Here is a 13855-nt window from a genome sequence, read left to right as displayed (position 1 = left end):
TCAGACGGTCACCTCGGCCAAGCAGGCTCAGTGCGTTGCCCAGGCCTCGATCTCACCGGCCGCAAACGGCCCCAGCTTCTGTTTCACGATGCGCCCCTGCGCATCGACCAGTACTGAATACGGCAGCAGGCCCTGCGCATTGCCCAGACGCACGCTGGCGTCGGCCGGGCCGGGAGTATCGAGCACGATCGGGTAGGCGACCGGGATGCGGGTCAGGAAATCGCGCACGCCCTCGGGCGTATCCAGCGCCAGCCCGAGCACCTGCACGCCGGTAGCGCCCTGGGCATCGGCAAACGTGGTCAGCGCCGGCATTTCCTCCACGCACGGCCCGCACCAGCTGGCCCAGACGTTGATCAGCAGCGGACGCCCGTGGAAGCTGGCCAGGTGCTGCGGGTGCCCTTGCAGGTCCGGCAGGGTGATCGCGGGCATCGGATCACCCGGTTGGGCCGCGACCACCACCGGCCGTGGCGGTGGCGGGGCATTGGCCGGGCGCTCGTCATGCCCGGCGAACCAGACGCCGGCGCCAATCCCGAGCACGGCCGCGATCACGACCACCACGACCGTCCGCCGTGGTGGCCGCAGGCTCATCGCGCGGTCCGCAGCAGCGCTTCTTCCACCAGCGCCTGGGTCAGTACCGTCGGCAGCACGGTCGGCGGTGCGCCCGGGCCATAGACCACATACAGCGGCACACCGACGGCCTTGTGCTCATCCAGGAACGCGGTGATCTGCGGGTCGACATTGGTGTAGTCGCCGCGCATGTAGACCGCGTTGGTCCGGCGCAGGGTGTCCTGGAACGCGTTGGTGCCCAGCACGGCGCGTTCGTTGGCCTTGCAGGTCACGCACCAGTCGGCCGTCATGTTGACGAACACGACGCGGTTGTCCTGGCGCAGGCGATCAAGCATCTGCGGCGAGTACTCCACCACGTTGTCGCTGGCCGGCTGCGCGGCCTTGGCCGGCGGCGCCATGCGGGTCACGCCCCAGATCGGGTACAGCGCGCCAAGGACCAGCAGCAGGGCCAACAGGCCGCCCACACGCTGACTGCGCCAGCGGCTGCGCTCGAACCACCACAGCGCCAGCGACAGGATCACCAGGCCGCCCAGCACCAGCGCCATCGCATCCACGCCGCGCTGCTTGCCCAGTACCCACAGCAGCCAGATCGCGGTGCCGTACATCGGGAAGGCCAGCACCAGCTTGAGCGTTTCCATCCACGCGCCGGGGCGCGGCAGGCGGCGGGCCAGCGATGGCACGAATCCGATCAGCAGGAACGGCAGGGCCAGGCCCAGGCCGAGCGCCAGGAACACCAGCATCGCCTGCAGGCCGGGGGCAGCGAAGGCGTAGGCCAGCGCCGGGCCCATGAACGGGGCCACGCACGGGCTGGCCACCACGCAGGCGAGCACGCCGGTGAAGAAATCGCCGACCGGGCCGCTGCGCGAGGCCAGCGACTGGCCGACCCCGCCCATGCTGCCGCCCAGGGTGAACACGCCCGACAGGCTCAGGCCCACGGCAAACATCAGGTACACCAGCGCGGCGATGAACCACGGGTGCTGCAGCTGGAAGCCCCAGCCCGCGGCCTGGCCCGCCGCACGCAGCGCGATGACCAGTGCACCGATGGCGGCGAAGGCGACCAGTACGCCGGCGGTGTACCAGAGCGCATGGCTGCGCGCGCGCTGGCGGCTCTCGCCGCTCTGCGCCACGCCCAGCACCTTCAGCGACAGGATCGGCAGCACGCAGGGCATCAGATTGAGGATCAGGCCACCGGCCACGGCGAACAGCAGCAGCACCAGCAGGTTGCCCGGTGCGGCGGCCGGGGCGACCGGCGGCGGGGTGCGCTGCGCGTTGTCCGCGCTGGCATCCGGGGTGGCGGCGGTGTCGCCCGGCACGGCCAGGGCGGGTTCGTTCGGGCGGATCAGCATCGGCTGGGTGCCGGTGCCGGCATCACCGCGGGCCTGTGCGCGTTTGTCGCGATTGGGCAGGGGCGCGATGACCTCGGTCTTCTGCGCGACGTCATTCGCCTTGGCGTTGATCGTGCCTGCCGGCAGCGCCAGCTTCACCCGGCGCGTCATCGGCGGGTAGCAGATGCCATCGGTCTGGCAGCCCTGGAAGGTGATCACCAGGGTCGCATCGGTTGCGCTGGCCGTACTGCGGCGCAGCGGCAACGGCACGTCGATCTGGTCGAAATACACCGCCACATCGCCGAAGTGCTCATCGCGATGCGATTTGGCGGCCGGCCATGTCGGCTTGTCCGCGCGGATGCCCGGCGCGCCTTCCAGCGCCAGCGAGGTGCGGTCGCGATACAGGTAGTAGCCCGGCGCCGGCGTGAAACGCAGCAGCACGGTGTTGCCATCGCCGACGATCGCATCGAAGCCGAACGCGCGCTCGGAGGGCAGCGGCAGCGCCTGGGTGTTGCTGGTGCCGGGCAGGCGCAGGCCACTGCCGGTGTTGCCGGCCAACGGGGTGTTGAACGGGGAAGCGGCAGCGCTGGCGGCGGGGGCGGGGGCGGTGCCAGCGCCGCTGCCACCGGCCGGCAGCTTCACCTGCAGCGTGCGCTTCTGCGGCGGGTAGCACACGCCCGCATCGGCGCATCCCTGGTAGCGCACTTCCAGCGTCACGGTGTCGGTGCCGTCGGCGGCCTTGCCCGGCAGTACGCCGGTCAGGCGTTCGCGGTAGGTCTCCACCTCGCCGAAGAAATCATCGTGATGCTTCTTGCCGGCCGGCAGCTGCAATGCCTCGGCATCGAAGCCGGCAGCGGCCTTGACCGTGGTGCGATGGCGATACAGGTAATAGCCCGGGGCGATCTTCCAGCTGATCTCCACGCGATCACGGTCGCGCGCCTGCGCAGTCAGCCCGAAGGCCTCATCGACCGGGAGCAGATCTTTTTCGCTGACCGCCCAGGCCGGCAGGGAGACCACGAACAATGCGCACAGCGCGGCAACACGACGAAACAGCGTCATCAATCACTTTCCTCACGGGTCTGCGCCCGAATCCAATCCAGGTACGCCGGTAGGCCGGCGCGGGTTTCGACCGCGATGCACTCGGGGAGTTCATACGGATGCAGGGCCTGCACACGCGCGATCGCCGCGTCCAGGCGGCTGCCGGTGGTCTTGATCAGTAACTGGACCTCATGGTCCTCGGTGACCTCGCCCTGCCAGCGGTAGGTCGAATGCGCCCCGTCCAGGCGCGTCACGCACGCGGCCAGGCGTTCGTCCACCAGCGCGTGTGCCAGCCGCGCGGCGCAGGCCACGTCGGGGCAGGTGGTGAACAGCAGGAAGACGGGATCGGCAATCGACATGACCGCCGAGTATAGGACCGCCAGAGGCCAATGGTCCGACCGGCGCCGCGAGGGGGCGCCGGTCGGCCGGGCTCAGTTGGCCAGCTGGCAGGTGGCCGGCTTGGCCGAGGTGAACAGCGTCGGGGTGGCCCACTCCGGGTGGTCGATGAACGGATTGCGGTTGCCCTGGAAACTGAAGATCACCTCGTTGCGAGCGCGTTCTGCCGCGTCCGGCGGGTCGGACAGGTGCCAGTCGATCAGGGTCGAGAGCAGGCCCATGTAGGCCGGCGAGGCCGAGGTCTTGACGATCCTGCTGCGGTCGTCGGTCAGCTCCAGGTCCGGCTCGGACTGCCCGGTTTTGGCATCTTTACCGCCTTCATAACGGATCGCCATGTACATCACCGCACGTGCCATATCGCCCTTGCGGTGGCCCCACACTTCGAACGAGCCGCCATTGCCATCCGGCGTGCGCACCCAGTTGGAGGTGCCCGGGTAGCCACCCCTGCCGCCGCCGAATCCGTTGTTGGCCTCGGTCGCGCGTTCACCGCAGTTGCTGTCGCATGTGGCAAAGGGCTTGTTGCCGCGGTCCGCATTCCACTGTGCATCGGTCAGATACAGCATGTGGGTGTCGGTGTAGGGCGCATACGGCAGACCTTTGTCGCCGGTGGTGCTGGCAAAGCCCAGCGAGTTGGGCCAGGTGTGTTCGCGGTTGTAGGTCAGCCCGCTGCCGGTGCCCGCCCGCCCGCTGACCTTGGTGTAGCTGCGGTTGCGGTAGGCATCGAGGATCTTGCCGCTGTTGTTGGGATCTTCGTCGGCGATTTCCAGGATGGTCCAGGTGCTGGTGCCCGAGCCGCTGTAGGGATAGGCGGTGTGACCCTTGATGGTCTCGTGCAGCGAGCAGCGCAGCTGGCTGGGGGTGGAGGTGTTGACCCGGGCGTAGTACTCCCCGGGCGTGCCGGGGTTGCCCGGATCGGGCGTGGTGGCGGTGGCCACGGTGAAGGCGATGCGTGTATCGGCGGCCGGGTGGGCGCCCTGGGCATCCTTCACGCGGGTGGCGCGGATGTCGAAGCGGCAGGCTTCCCCCGCCACCAGCGCGGTGTTGGTGGCCAGGGTGAAGCGGGTGCCGGTGGTCGGGTGGCTCAGCGCGACCGTGCCGGACTGGCCGCAGCTCAGCGCGAATGCGCCGCTGGAGAGGGTGACCGGCTCACTGAAGGTGACGCTCAGGTCGGCGGCGGCCGGGAAGGTGCTGGCGCCCTGCTCGGGGGTGGTGGCAGTGACCGAGGGCGCGGAATTCGGGCCGGTCGGGCCGCCGCCGCTGAAGGTCTGGCCGTGGTTGCAGGCGCCGAAGGTCTGCGTGGCCGATTCGGCCCAGGTGAAATGGGCGTACTGGCTGCCGCTGCCGGTCAGCTGCAGGGAGGTGCCCGGGGCGGTGCTGTTGGTCTCGCTGACCGGGATGTTCTGGCTGGTCAGGCCTGCCGCGGGCCCCCCGGCGGCGGTGATGGTGCCCTCGTAGCTGAGGAACTGGACCACCTTGCCGCTGGCATCGACCAGGGCGATGCCGTCGTTGGGACCGTTCTGGATCCCGTTGGTCGGGTAGCTGACGGTGGCCAGCCGGGCGCTGCCGCAGCTGGCGGTGCCGGCCGGGACCGCGTTGTTGGCGTAGACCGCGGCAGCCGAAGGGTTGCTGCCGTTGTAGAGGTAGAGCCGGTAGCCGGACAGGTCTTCACCGGCGGTGGCGACCACTTCGATCGCCTCGCCGACGTCCCCGGCGGGGGTGCTGTCGTCGTAATGCAGTTCATTGATGAATACATCGGCCCGGGCCGGGCTGGTGGCCAGCACCAGCAGGCAAGCCAGGGACAGCGGCGTCAGCAACCTCATCTACGGCTCCTTGTGATTGGTCAGTGCCGCTCGAATCTACGCAATCCAGATGACACATCGATTGGTCTGTCGGATTCGACCTTTCGCATTGAGAACTGCGTCAAACAATCACGCGCGGGCCCGGATCGGCAAAAAAAACCGGCCGCCTGCCCTTGAAAGGGGTGGGGCCAGCACCATCTCTGCTCTGTCCCGCACCGTCGGGTTTTTTCGTGAGCGTGGCTGGCAGTCGCCCTGTGCGAGTGCTAACATCGCCAGACTTTCCTAGACCAATCAACAACTTAAAAGGGTCTCACATGAGCATCAAGCCGCTTCATGACCGCGTCGTAGTCAAGCCGATCGAAGCCGACGAAATCTCGTCCGGCGGCATCGTGATTCCGGATTCCGCCAAGGAAAAGTCGACCAAGGGTGAAGTCGTGGCCGTCGGCCCGGGCAAGCCCCTGGACAACGGCAGCGTGCGCGCGCCGTCGCTGAAGGTCGGTGACAAGGTCATCTACGGCCAGTACGCCGGCAGCAGCTACAAGTCCGAAGGCGTCGAGTTCAAGGTCCTGCGCGAAGACGACATCCTCGCCATCGTCGGCTGAGTGATGCGGCCGGCCCCGTGCCGGCGCTTCCGCACTTCCTCCCGTTCAAGCAGCCGGGCATCGCCCGGCTCTACATAAAAAGGTAATCGCAATGGCTGCCAAAGATATTCGTTTCGGTGAAGACGCCCGCGCCCGCATGGTTCGCGGCGTCAACGTTCTCGCCAATGCCGTCAAGGCCACCCTGGGCCCGAAGGGCCGCAACGTCGTGCTCGAAAAGAGCTTCGGCGCGCCGACCATCACCAAGGACGGCGTCTCCGTCGCCAAGGAAATCGAACTGGCTGACAAGTTCGAGAACATGGGCGCGCAGATGGTGAAGGAAGTTGCTTCGCGCACCAACGATGACGCCGGCGACGGCACCACCACCGCCACCGTGCTGGCCCAGGCCCTGATCCGCGAAGGCGCCAAAGCCGTCGCTGCCGGCATGAACCCGATGGACCTCAAGCGCGGTATCGACAAGGCCGTGATCGCCGCCGTCGCCGAGCTGAAGAACATCTCCAAGCCGACCGCTGACGACAAGGCGATTGCCCAGGTCGGCACGATCTCGGCCAACTCGGACGAGTCGATCGGCAACATCATCGCCGAAGCGATGCGCCGCGTGACCAAGGAAGGCGTCATCACCGTTGAAGAAGGCTCGGGCCTGGACAACGAGCTGGACGTCGTGGAAGGCATGCAGTTCGACCGTGGCTACCTGTCCCCGTACTTCATCAACAACCAGCAGTCGCAGACCGCTGACCTGGATGATCCGTACGTGCTGCTGCACGACAAGAAGATCTCCAACGTGCGCGACCTGCTGCCCGTGCTGGAAGGCGTCGCCAAGGCCGGCAAGCCGCTGCTGATCATCGCCGAAGACATCGAAGGCGAAGCGCTGGCGACCCTGGTGGTCAACACCATCCGTGGCATCGTGAAGGTCGTGGCCGTCAAGGCACCAGGCTTCGGCGATCGTCGCAAGGCGATGCTGGAAGACATGGCCGTGCTGACCGGCGGCACCGTGATCTCCGAGGAAATCGGTCTGTCGCTGGAAAAGGCGACGATCAAGGACCTGGGCCGCGCCAAGAAGGTGCAGGTCTCCAAGGAAAACACCACGATCATCGATGGCGCCGGCGAGAAGGCCAACATCGAAGCGCGTGTCACCCAGATCAAGACCCAGATCGAAGACACCTCCTCGGATTACGACCGCGAGAAGCTGCAGGAACGCGTGGCCAAGCTGGCCGGCGGCGTTGCCGTGATCAAGGTCGGTGCCTCGACCGAAATCGAAATGAAGGAAAAGAAGGATCGCGTCGACGACGCCCTGCACGCGACCCGTGCAGCCGTTGAAGAAGGCGTGGTCCCGGGCGGCGGCGTTGCGCTGGTTCGTGCGGTCACCGCGCTGAGCGGCCTGAAGGGTGCCAACGAAGACCAGAACCACGGCATCCAGATCGCCCTGCGCGCGATGGAAGCCCCGCTGCGCGAAATCGTGGCCAATGCTGGCGAAGAGCCGTCCGTGATCGTCAACAAGGTCAAGGAAGGCACCGGCAGCTTCGGCTACAACGCCGCCACCGGCGAATTCGGCGACATGCTGGAATTCGGCATCCTGGACCCGACCAAGGTGACCCGTTCGGCGCTGCAGAACGCAGCCTCGATCGCTGGCCTGATGATCACCACCGAAGCGATGGTTGCCGAAGCCCCGAAGAAGGATGACGGCGCTGGCGCAGCTGGCGGCGGCATGGGCGGTATGGGTGGCATGGGCGGCATGGACTTCTGATGTAGATGCCGGCCTTCGGTCGGCACGCATCGGAGCGGTAGGTACCAACTGTTGGTCGGTACCCGCCATGCGCCAACGCAGTACGAAGAACCCCGCCGGAAGGCGGGGTTTTTTTGTGCGCGTATCACGGGCTCACAGCGCGCTGGTCGGCGCCTGGATCTCATCCTCCAGCCAGCGCAGGAATGCCGCGATGGCCGGGTTCTCCTCGGCGCCGGGCAGGGTGACGGCGTAGTACGCAAACTGCGTTGGCCACGGCTGATCCAGTACGACGGCCAGCCGCCCGCTGGCGACTTCGGATTCCACATACAGGTCACGCACCAGCGCGATGCCCTGGCCCGCTTCTGCGGCGCGGATCAGCAACACGTCATCATCGAACGCCGGGCCACGTTCGATGCGCGGATCGGGCGGCAGACCGAGCGCGCGGAACCACAGCGACCAGTCGCTGCGGTCGGAATCCTGCAGCAGCGGGTACTGCAGGCAGTCCATGGCCGAGTGGATCGGCCGGCCCTCGGCGAGCAGCGCCGGGCAGGCCACCGGCAACAGCACGGGTGCCGCCAGCGGGCGTGAGACCAGGCCGGGATACTCGCCGAGGCCGTGGCGGATGGCGATGTCGATGCGATCGCGACGCAGATTCGCCAGCGCCGATGAGGCCTCCACACGCACTTCGATCGCCGGGTGGCGTTCGGTGAACCGGCCCAGCCGCGGCACCAGCCAGGACGCGGCGAAGCTGGGCACGGTGCTGAGGGTGAGGGTCTGCCGCGCGTGGATGGCGTCCAGCGTGGCCATGCTGTCCTGGATCTGATCGAACGCGCGCAGCAGGGCCGGGTGCACCTGTGCGCCGGCCGGGGTCAGTGCGACCCCGTGAGGGGTGCGGGTAAACAGCACAACGCCGGTGCGCGCCTGCAGCAGTTTGAGCTGCTGGCTGATCGCCCCCGGGGTAACCCCCATGACCGCAGCAGCGGCCTTGAGGCTGCCATGACGACCGGTTTCGACGAAGGCGCGCAGCGCGAGCAGGGGAAGGACGGCACCCATGACCTTAGATTTTCTCTCTTGGCAGTGCAGGAAGAATCGTTCTACAGAGCGCGTTGGCCTGCGTAGCATCGTGATCATGTTGAATCGATGTCGTTTAGTCCAGCTGCATTGATCCAACACTGCTACGCGAACCCCGCCCGCTGTTCCGCCTGCCAAGGAGACCGCTGTGTCCCCCGTTTCGCTGCACCTGTACACCGACAGCTCGCCCAACGGCTTCAAGATCACCATCGCGCTGGAAGAACTCGGCATCCCTTACGTACTGCATCACGTACGTATCGACGAAGGTGAGCACCGCCATCCCGATTTCCTGCAACTGCATCCGCACGGCCGCATTCCGGTGCTGGTCGACGAGGCGACGGGTATCACCGTGTTCGAATCCGCCGCCATCCTGCTGTATCTGGCCGAGCAGAGCGGACGGCTGTTGCCCGACGCGCCACGCGCGCGCTGGGAGGCCATCACCTGGTTGATGTTCCACTCCGCCAGCGTCGGGCCGATCCTGGGGCAGCGTGTCCATGTCGAGATGTTCGCCGACGCGCCCTACGCACCCGCCATCGAACGCTACCGGCGCCTGAGCGCCGAGTTCTTCGCCACCCTGGACCAGCACCTCACAGGCCGCTCATGGCTGGCAGGCGAGGCGTATTCAATCGCCGATATCGCCGGCTATGGCTGGACCCATATCGCTCGGCTCATCGGCTTCGATTTCAGCGCTTACCCGCACTTGAGTGCATGGCACCTGCGCATGTCACAGCGGCCCGCGGTGCAGCGCGGCGTGCAGCTCCCCGAACCGGCCACCGGCCCCTGACCCAGGAACGACCACGATGACCCTCTCGACCGATATCACTGCGGTGCAGGCGCCGCAGACCGGCGCATCCGCACCGGCGTTCGCCCGCCATGCCGGTTACCAGCGCATGTTCCGCGAGGGGACGCTGACGCTGGGTGTGTTCCTGCCCCTGCGTTTCTATCAAGGCGACATGCAGGTGCTGGCCGGGCAGGCGGATCTGGTGAGCCAGCTCGACCGTGACGGCTTCGCTGCGGCCTGGGTACGCAATGTACCGTTGTTCGACCCGTTGTTCGGCGACGCCGGGCAGGTGTTCGATCCGTTTACCTATCTGGCCTTCCTGGCGGCGCGCACGAAGCGGCTGGCGCTGGCCACGGGCAGTGCGATCTTCTCGCTGCGCCACCCGATCGATCTGGCCAAGTCGGCCACCACCATCGACCAGCTGTCCGGTGGGCGGCTGGTGCTGGGCATCGCCTCCGGCGATCGTCCGGTCGAATTCCCGGCGTATGGCCTGGCGCATGCGGACCGCGGCGAGCGCTTCGCCGCATCGGTGGGCTATGTCCGCCAGTTGCTGCAGCACGGTCCCCTGCATATCGACGCGGCACTGGGCGCGCTGCAGGGCGTAGAGCTGCTGCCCAAGCCGGTGTCCGGCGCGATTCCCCTGCTGGTGACCGGCACCTCGCGCCAGACACTGGACTGGGTTGGGCAGCATGCCGATGGTTGGCTGACCTATCCCGAGGCAACCCATCACGCGGGCGGACCGCAGCGCCTGGCCGACAAGATCCAGGCATGGCGCCGTCTCATCCCCGACGGTGGCTTCCGCCCGCATGTCACCAACGAATGGCTGGATCTGGTCGAGGACCCGAACCATCCCCGCACGCCGCTCAATGGCGGCTACACGCTGAGAACCGGCCGCAACGGATTGATCGATCTGCTGGGCGAGTGGCAGCGTGCCGGCGTGAACCATGCTGCGCTCGGCATCCAGTTCTCGCAGCGCCCGGCGGCCGAGGTGCTGCAGGAACTGGCCGAGTACGTACTGCCGTTGTTTCCTTCGCATGACGGGGCGCTGCCGGCCGGCACGCGCTGGTAGGCATGCCCTCCGCTGCGCCATGAGGGACGGCGCGGCATTTGTCAGGCCGGAGAACGCACCGCGCGCCGACGCTCGCGCCAAGCGAGGCCGAGATGCGCCAGCAGGAAGGACAGTGCGCCGCCCACCAACATTCCCTGCGCGTACGCCATGGGCAGCCAAATCGCTGCCGCCGCGCCCAGCGCCATGCCGACCAGGCTGACGGCAACGGCAACACGTTGCCGCGCCAGATGCTGTGCCTGCACGCGCTGACGTTGCTGGACGGCCACGCGCTTGTTGTCCGGCCGCAGGATGGCCTGGGCAATCGCGTCAGCTTGGGAAGGGGTCATCGACGCATCCTTGTGGGTGATCCTGGCCCGGATCTTCGCCTGTCCTCGGGGCGAGGTAAAGCGCGGCGGGGTGTCAGACAAGTCGCAGCAGCGGTATAATTAGCCGCCGTACTATTCCGGATCTGCCTGCATGCTGGAAATCAAACACCAGGCTTTCCTGACCGAGCTGGAACGTCGTGGCCAGCCGGATACGGGGGAATTGGCGCTGTGTTTCCAGGTGCTGTCGCTGGCCAGCGCGATCGACCAGGACTGCGCGAGTCGTCTGGCACCGCGGGGCCTGAGCGAAGGACGTTTCGTGCTGCTGTTCCTGCTGCGCGGCGCGGACACGGCACTGTCGCCGCACCAGTTGGCCGAGCGCGCCGGTGTCACCCGTGCCACCGTGACCGGCCTGCTGGATGGCCTGGAGCGCGAGCACCTGGTGAGCCGCCACAGTGATCCGGACGACAAACGCCGCATCCACGTGCGGCTGACCCCGGCTGGCCAAGCGCTTGCCGCGCAACTGTTCGACCAGCAGACCCACTGGATCGCCTCGCTGTTCGCCGATATCAGCCCCAGGGAACGGCGCACGCTCGGCACGCTGCTGCAACGCGTGTGGTCGCGCACTGACGCAGGACGTGCCGCATGAAACCGGCCGTCACCCGCGAGCGACGCGGACAGCTGGATCGCGGTGAAACCGAAGCCACGCACTTGGCCGAAGTGCTGGCCGTCGATTTCGCCAAGCTGATGGCCAATGTCGCACCCGGTTTGCCAGCCTCGGCGATCACCCCGATGCGCAACGCCGCCAAGCGCGGCATCACCCTGCGCATGCAGGGCGCGGCCACTCTGCTGCGCGTGCATGGTCACGGCGATCACGCGCAGTGGTCACGCCATGCCAGTGACACGGTGCGTGGCTGGGCCTGCTATCTGATCGGCAGCGACCCGGCGTTGTCACTGGAGCACAAGCTGGATGCGCTGCGCGCGCTGGCCGATGACGCGCACTTCGGCGTGCGCGAGTGGGCATGGCTGGGGGTGCGACCCCACGTCGTCGCCGAGCCGCTGCGCGTGCTCACGCACCTGCACGGCTGGACCACCGACGCTTCACCCAACGTACGCCGCTTCGCCTGCGAAGCACTGCGCCCGCGTGGCGTATGGGCCGCGCACATCGCGTTGTTCAAGCAGGAGCCACACCACGCCCTGCCGCTGCTGCAGGCGCTGTGCCATGACGCCTCGCGCTACGTGCAGGATTCGGTAGGCAACTGGCTCAACGACGCCGGCAAAAGCCAGCCCGATTGGGTCCGCGCGCTGTGCAGCGAATGGCAGCAGCGGCATGCCGATGATCCGGCCAACACCTATATCCGCAAGCGCGCACTGCGCTCGCTCTGACCTCAAGGAATGCCATGTCGCACATGTTGATCGAGCTGTACACCGCCACCCCTGCCTGGACCGCGCTGGACCCGGTATCGCGCGGGGCGCTCTTCGCCCGCATCGGCGCGGGCATGCAGAACGTGGATCCCGCCCGCGTCACGCCGATAGCAATGGGCCGTATCGAGCAGGAGGTGCCGCACACCACGGCCGAGCAGTTCTATGCGGTGTGGCAGTGCGCCGAACGGCTCGACGCCGATGCCTTGCTCGCCGCGATCGGGGCCACCGGCTGGCACGAGTACTTCACCACCACGCACGCGGTGGGCGCAGCGGGCACCCTGCAGCAGCACCTGGCTGAGCTGGCGGCGTTGCCGCGGGAGTGATGGTGCATGCCGGGTCGGCAGCGGCTGAATGGTCATCGCAGTTGCGAATGAAACAGTTGGCACCTCCAAACCCCTGTGTTATCAATACTCCCCAATGAACGCACGCCCCGCCAATTCCTACTTTTGGTATTACTTTCCGAAGCCACCGGCGGAGGAAGGCATGCGCTCACCCTGAAGAAAATTTCAGACGCATTCCCGAAAGCCGCCAGCGCACCTGGCGGCTTTTTTGTTGCCGCCGCGCTGGGGACCCCCACTTCCAAGGAGTTACCCCATGCCCCCCCATACCGACGACCTGCGCATCCGCAAGATTGAACCGTTGACCCCGCCGGCGCAGCTGCTGGCGATGCTGCCCTGCGACGACGAAGCCTCCGATACGGTCAGCGCCTCCCGCGCGGCCCTGCACGAGATCCTGCACGGCCGCGATGACCGCCTGGCGGTGGTGATCGGCCCGTGCTCGATCCACGACCCGGTGGCCGCCATCGAGTACGCCCAGCGCCTCAAGCCGCTGCGCGACGCTTACGCCGACGAGCTGGAAATCGTCATGCGCGTGTACTTCGAAAAGCCCCGCACCACGGTGGGCTGGAAAGGCCTGATCAACGATCCGGACCTGGATGGCAGCTTCAACATCAACAAGGGCCTGCGCGTGGCGCGTGGTCTGCTGCGCGACATCAACAAGCTCGGCCTGCCGGCCGGCGTCGAGTTCCTCGACGTGATCTCGCCGCAGTACATCGCCGACCTGGTCGCCTGGGGCGCGATCGGCGCACGCACCACCGAAAGCCAGGTACATCGCGAACTGGCCTCGGGGTTGTCCTGCCCGGTCGGATTCAAGAACGGCACCGACGGCAACATCAAGATCGCCGCCGATGCGATCGGTGCGGCGTCCAACCCGCATCACTTCCTCTCGGTCACCAAGGAAGGCGGCACCGCCATCGTGGCCACTGCCGGCAATCCGGACTGCCACGTGATCCTGCGTGGCGGAAAGACGCCCAACTACGATGCCGACCACGTTGAAGCGACCAGCCAGACCCTGGCCAAGTCGCACCTGGCCGCGCGCATCATGATCGATGCCAGCCACGCCAACAGCAGCAAGAACCCGGAAAACCAGCCCAAGGTCATCGCCGACATCAACGCCCAGCTGGCCAATGGCGAAGAGCGCATCGTCGGCGTCATGGTCGAGAGCCATCTGGTGGCCGGCCGGCAGGACCTGGTCGACGGCCAGCCGCTGACCTACGGCCAGAGCATCACCGATGGCTGCATCGGCTGGGACAGCTCGCTGGAGGTACTGGAAAGCCTCGCTGAAGCGGTGCGTGCGCGGCGGGCGGCGCGGATCAGCGAAGCGGCATGAATCTGCTTTGAGCCGGGGGTAGAGCCACCCCTTGGGTGGCTGCGCTGAGTACCGCAGCGCCGCAACACCATATGCAGAAGCAGCCACGCATG

At 67.1% G+C, this 13855-nt stretch carries 14 protein-coding genes; 8 read left to right on the top strand and 6 right to left on the bottom strand.

All coding sequences use genetic code 11. From position 1 onward, the window contains the following. Nucleotides 1-27: 27 nt before the first annotated feature. The 4 genes from BCL79_RS09630 to BCL79_RS09615 all read right to left on the bottom strand — a co-directional run bounded on the left by BCL79_RS09630 (nucleotide 28) and on the right by BCL79_RS09615 (nucleotide 5146). The gene (locus BCL79_RS09630) at nucleotides 28-588 is read right to left on the bottom strand and encodes a TlpA family protein disulfide reductase (protein ID WP_121040348.1); all 561 of its coding nucleotides are present in this window, start codon (nucleotides 586-588) and stop codon (nucleotides 28-30) included. Further along, on the bottom strand, nucleotides 585-2951 hold the full coding sequence (locus tag BCL79_RS09625; RefSeq protein WP_183073712.1) for a protein-disulfide reductase DsbD domain-containing protein: 2367 nt from the start codon (nucleotides 2949-2951) through the stop codon (nucleotides 585-587). Before BCL79_RS09625 ends, BCL79_RS09630 begins: the two co-directional genes overlap by 4 nt. After that, nucleotides 2951-3289 (bottom strand): divalent-cation tolerance protein CutA, encoded by a 339-nt coding sequence (gene cutA, locus BCL79_RS09620; RefSeq protein ID WP_121040344.1) that lies wholly within the window; start codon nucleotides 3287-3289, stop codon nucleotides 2951-2953. Before cutA ends, BCL79_RS09625 begins: the two co-directional genes overlap by 1 nt. Before the next feature lie 72 nt (nucleotides 3290-3361). Then, a complete protein-coding gene (locus BCL79_RS09615) occupies nucleotides 3362-5146 on the bottom strand; it encodes an endonuclease (protein WP_121040342.1) in 1785 nt (594 codons plus the stop codon). Between the two features lie 293 nt (nucleotides 5147-5439). On the opposite strand from BCL79_RS09615, the gene BCL79_RS09610 reads away from it, so the two are divergent. Together BCL79_RS09610 and groL are read left to right on the top strand one after the other, a co-directional pair. After that, on the top strand, nucleotides 5440-5727 hold the full coding sequence (locus BCL79_RS09610) for a co-chaperone GroES (RefSeq protein ID WP_019183551.1): 288 nt from the start codon (nucleotides 5440-5442) through the stop codon (nucleotides 5725-5727). Between the two features lie 91 nt (nucleotides 5728-5818). Next, a complete protein-coding gene (gene groL / locus BCL79_RS09605) occupies nucleotides 5819-7468 on the top strand; it encodes a chaperonin GroEL (protein ID WP_019183552.1) in 1650 nt (549 codons plus the stop codon). A gap of 132 nt (nucleotides 7469-7600) precedes the next feature. Here the strand turns inward: groL and BCL79_RS09600 are convergent, their stop codons facing one another. Then, entirely contained in the window at nucleotides 7601-8500 is a 900-nt protein-coding gene (locus BCL79_RS09600; RefSeq protein ID WP_121040340.1) for a LysR substrate-binding domain-containing protein, read from the bottom strand. A gap of 166 nt (nucleotides 8501-8666) precedes the next feature. On the opposite strand from BCL79_RS09600, the gene BCL79_RS09595 reads away from it, so the two are divergent. Together BCL79_RS09595 and BCL79_RS09590 are read left to right on the top strand one after the other, a co-directional pair. Continuing rightward, nucleotides 8667-9302 carry a glutathione S-transferase family protein gene (locus BCL79_RS09595; protein WP_121040337.1) on the top strand — a complete coding sequence of 212 codons (636 nt, stop codon included), beginning with the start codon at nucleotides 8667-8669 and terminating at the stop codon, nucleotides 9300-9302. A gap of 16 nt (nucleotides 9303-9318) precedes the next feature. Then, nucleotides 9319-10368, top strand: a complete 1050-nt coding sequence (locus tag BCL79_RS09590) for an LLM class oxidoreductase (protein ID WP_121040335.1) — start codon at nucleotides 9319-9321, stop codon at nucleotides 10366-10368. Between the two features lie 41 nt (nucleotides 10369-10409). Here BCL79_RS09590 and BCL79_RS09585 read toward each other — a convergent pair whose 3' ends face one another. After that, nucleotides 10410-10775 (bottom strand): hypothetical protein, encoded by a 366-nt coding sequence (locus tag BCL79_RS09585; protein ID WP_147433882.1) that lies wholly within the window; start codon nucleotides 10773-10775, stop codon nucleotides 10410-10412. A 49-nt stretch (nucleotides 10776-10824) separates the two neighbouring features. Between BCL79_RS09585 and BCL79_RS09580 the strand changes: the two genes are divergently transcribed. The 4 genes from BCL79_RS09580 to aroG all read left to right on the top strand — a co-directional run bounded on the left by BCL79_RS09580 (nucleotide 10825) and on the right by aroG (nucleotide 13763). Continuing rightward, nucleotides 10825-11319, top strand: coding sequence for a MarR family winged helix-turn-helix transcriptional regulator (locus BCL79_RS09580; protein ID WP_121040331.1), 495 nt, complete (start codon nucleotides 10825-10827; stop codon nucleotides 11317-11319). Next, nucleotides 11316-12056: a DNA alkylation repair protein gene (locus BCL79_RS09575; RefSeq protein ID WP_121040329.1), complete on the top strand. Its 741-nt coding sequence runs from the start codon at nucleotides 11316-11318 to the stop codon at nucleotides 12054-12056. The genes BCL79_RS09580 and BCL79_RS09575 overlap by 4 nt, the downstream gene beginning before the upstream one ends. Nucleotides 12057-12070: 14 nt before the next feature. Then, nucleotides 12071-12418: a DUF6616 family protein gene (locus BCL79_RS09570; protein WP_121040327.1), complete on the top strand. Its 348-nt coding sequence runs from the start codon at nucleotides 12071-12073 to the stop codon at nucleotides 12416-12418. Nucleotides 12419-12689: 271 nt separating this feature from the next. After that, nucleotides 12690-13763 (top strand): 3-deoxy-7-phosphoheptulonate synthase AroG, encoded by a 1074-nt coding sequence (gene aroG / locus BCL79_RS09565; RefSeq protein ID WP_121040325.1) that lies wholly within the window; start codon nucleotides 12690-12692, stop codon nucleotides 13761-13763. Nucleotides 13764-13855 lie beyond the last annotated feature (92 nt).

The organism is Stenotrophomonas rhizophila, from assembly GCF_003651185.1.
Lineage (GTDB): Bacteria > Pseudomonadota > Gammaproteobacteria > Xanthomonadales > Xanthomonadaceae > Stenotrophomonas > Stenotrophomonas maltophilia_Z.
Note: the sequence above shows the minus strand (reverse complement) of the source record. Positions and strands in the feature narration are given on the sequence as shown.

What these genes read in the sequence shown, in the direction of transcription:
- BCL79_RS09600 (WP_121040340.1), bottom strand. Translation starts at nt 8,500, where the DNA reads ATGGGTGCCGTCCTTCCCCTGCTCGCGCTGCGCGCCTTCGTCGAAACC.
- BCL79_RS09630 (WP_121040348.1), bottom strand. Translation starts at nt 588, where the DNA reads ATGAGCCTGCGGCCACCACGGCGGACGGTCGTGGTGGTCGTGATCGCG.
- BCL79_RS09590 (WP_121040335.1), top strand. Translation starts at nt 9,319, where the DNA reads ATGACCCTCTCGACCGATATCACTGCGGTGCAGGCGCCGCAGACCGGC.
- cutA (WP_121040344.1), bottom strand. Translation starts at nt 3,289, where the DNA reads ATGTCGATTGCCGATCCCGTCTTCCTGCTGTTCACCACCTGCCCCGAC.
- groL (WP_019183552.1), top strand. Translation starts at nt 5,819, where the DNA reads ATGGCTGCCAAAGATATTCGTTTCGGTGAAGACGCCCGCGCCCGCATG.
- BCL79_RS09570 (WP_121040327.1), top strand. Translation starts at nt 12,071, where the DNA reads ATGTCGCACATGTTGATCGAGCTGTACACCGCCACCCCTGCCTGGACC.
- BCL79_RS09625 (WP_183073712.1), bottom strand. Translation starts at nt 2,951, where the DNA reads ATGACGCTGTTTCGTCGTGTTGCCGCGCTGTGCGCATTGTTCGTGGTC.
- BCL79_RS09615 (WP_121040342.1), bottom strand. Translation starts at nt 5,146, where the DNA reads ATGAGGTTGCTGACGCCGCTGTCCCTGGCTTGCCTGCTGGTGCTGGCC.
- aroG (WP_121040325.1), top strand. Translation starts at nt 12,690, where the DNA reads ATGCCCCCCCATACCGACGACCTGCGCATCCGCAAGATTGAACCGTTG.
- BCL79_RS09580 (WP_121040331.1), top strand. Translation starts at nt 10,825, where the DNA reads ATGCTGGAAATCAAACACCAGGCTTTCCTGACCGAGCTGGAACGTCGT.
- BCL79_RS09610 (WP_019183551.1), top strand. Translation starts at nt 5,440, where the DNA reads ATGAGCATCAAGCCGCTTCATGACCGCGTCGTAGTCAAGCCGATCGAA.
- BCL79_RS09575 (WP_121040329.1), top strand. Translation starts at nt 11,316, where the DNA reads ATGAAACCGGCCGTCACCCGCGAGCGACGCGGACAGCTGGATCGCGGT.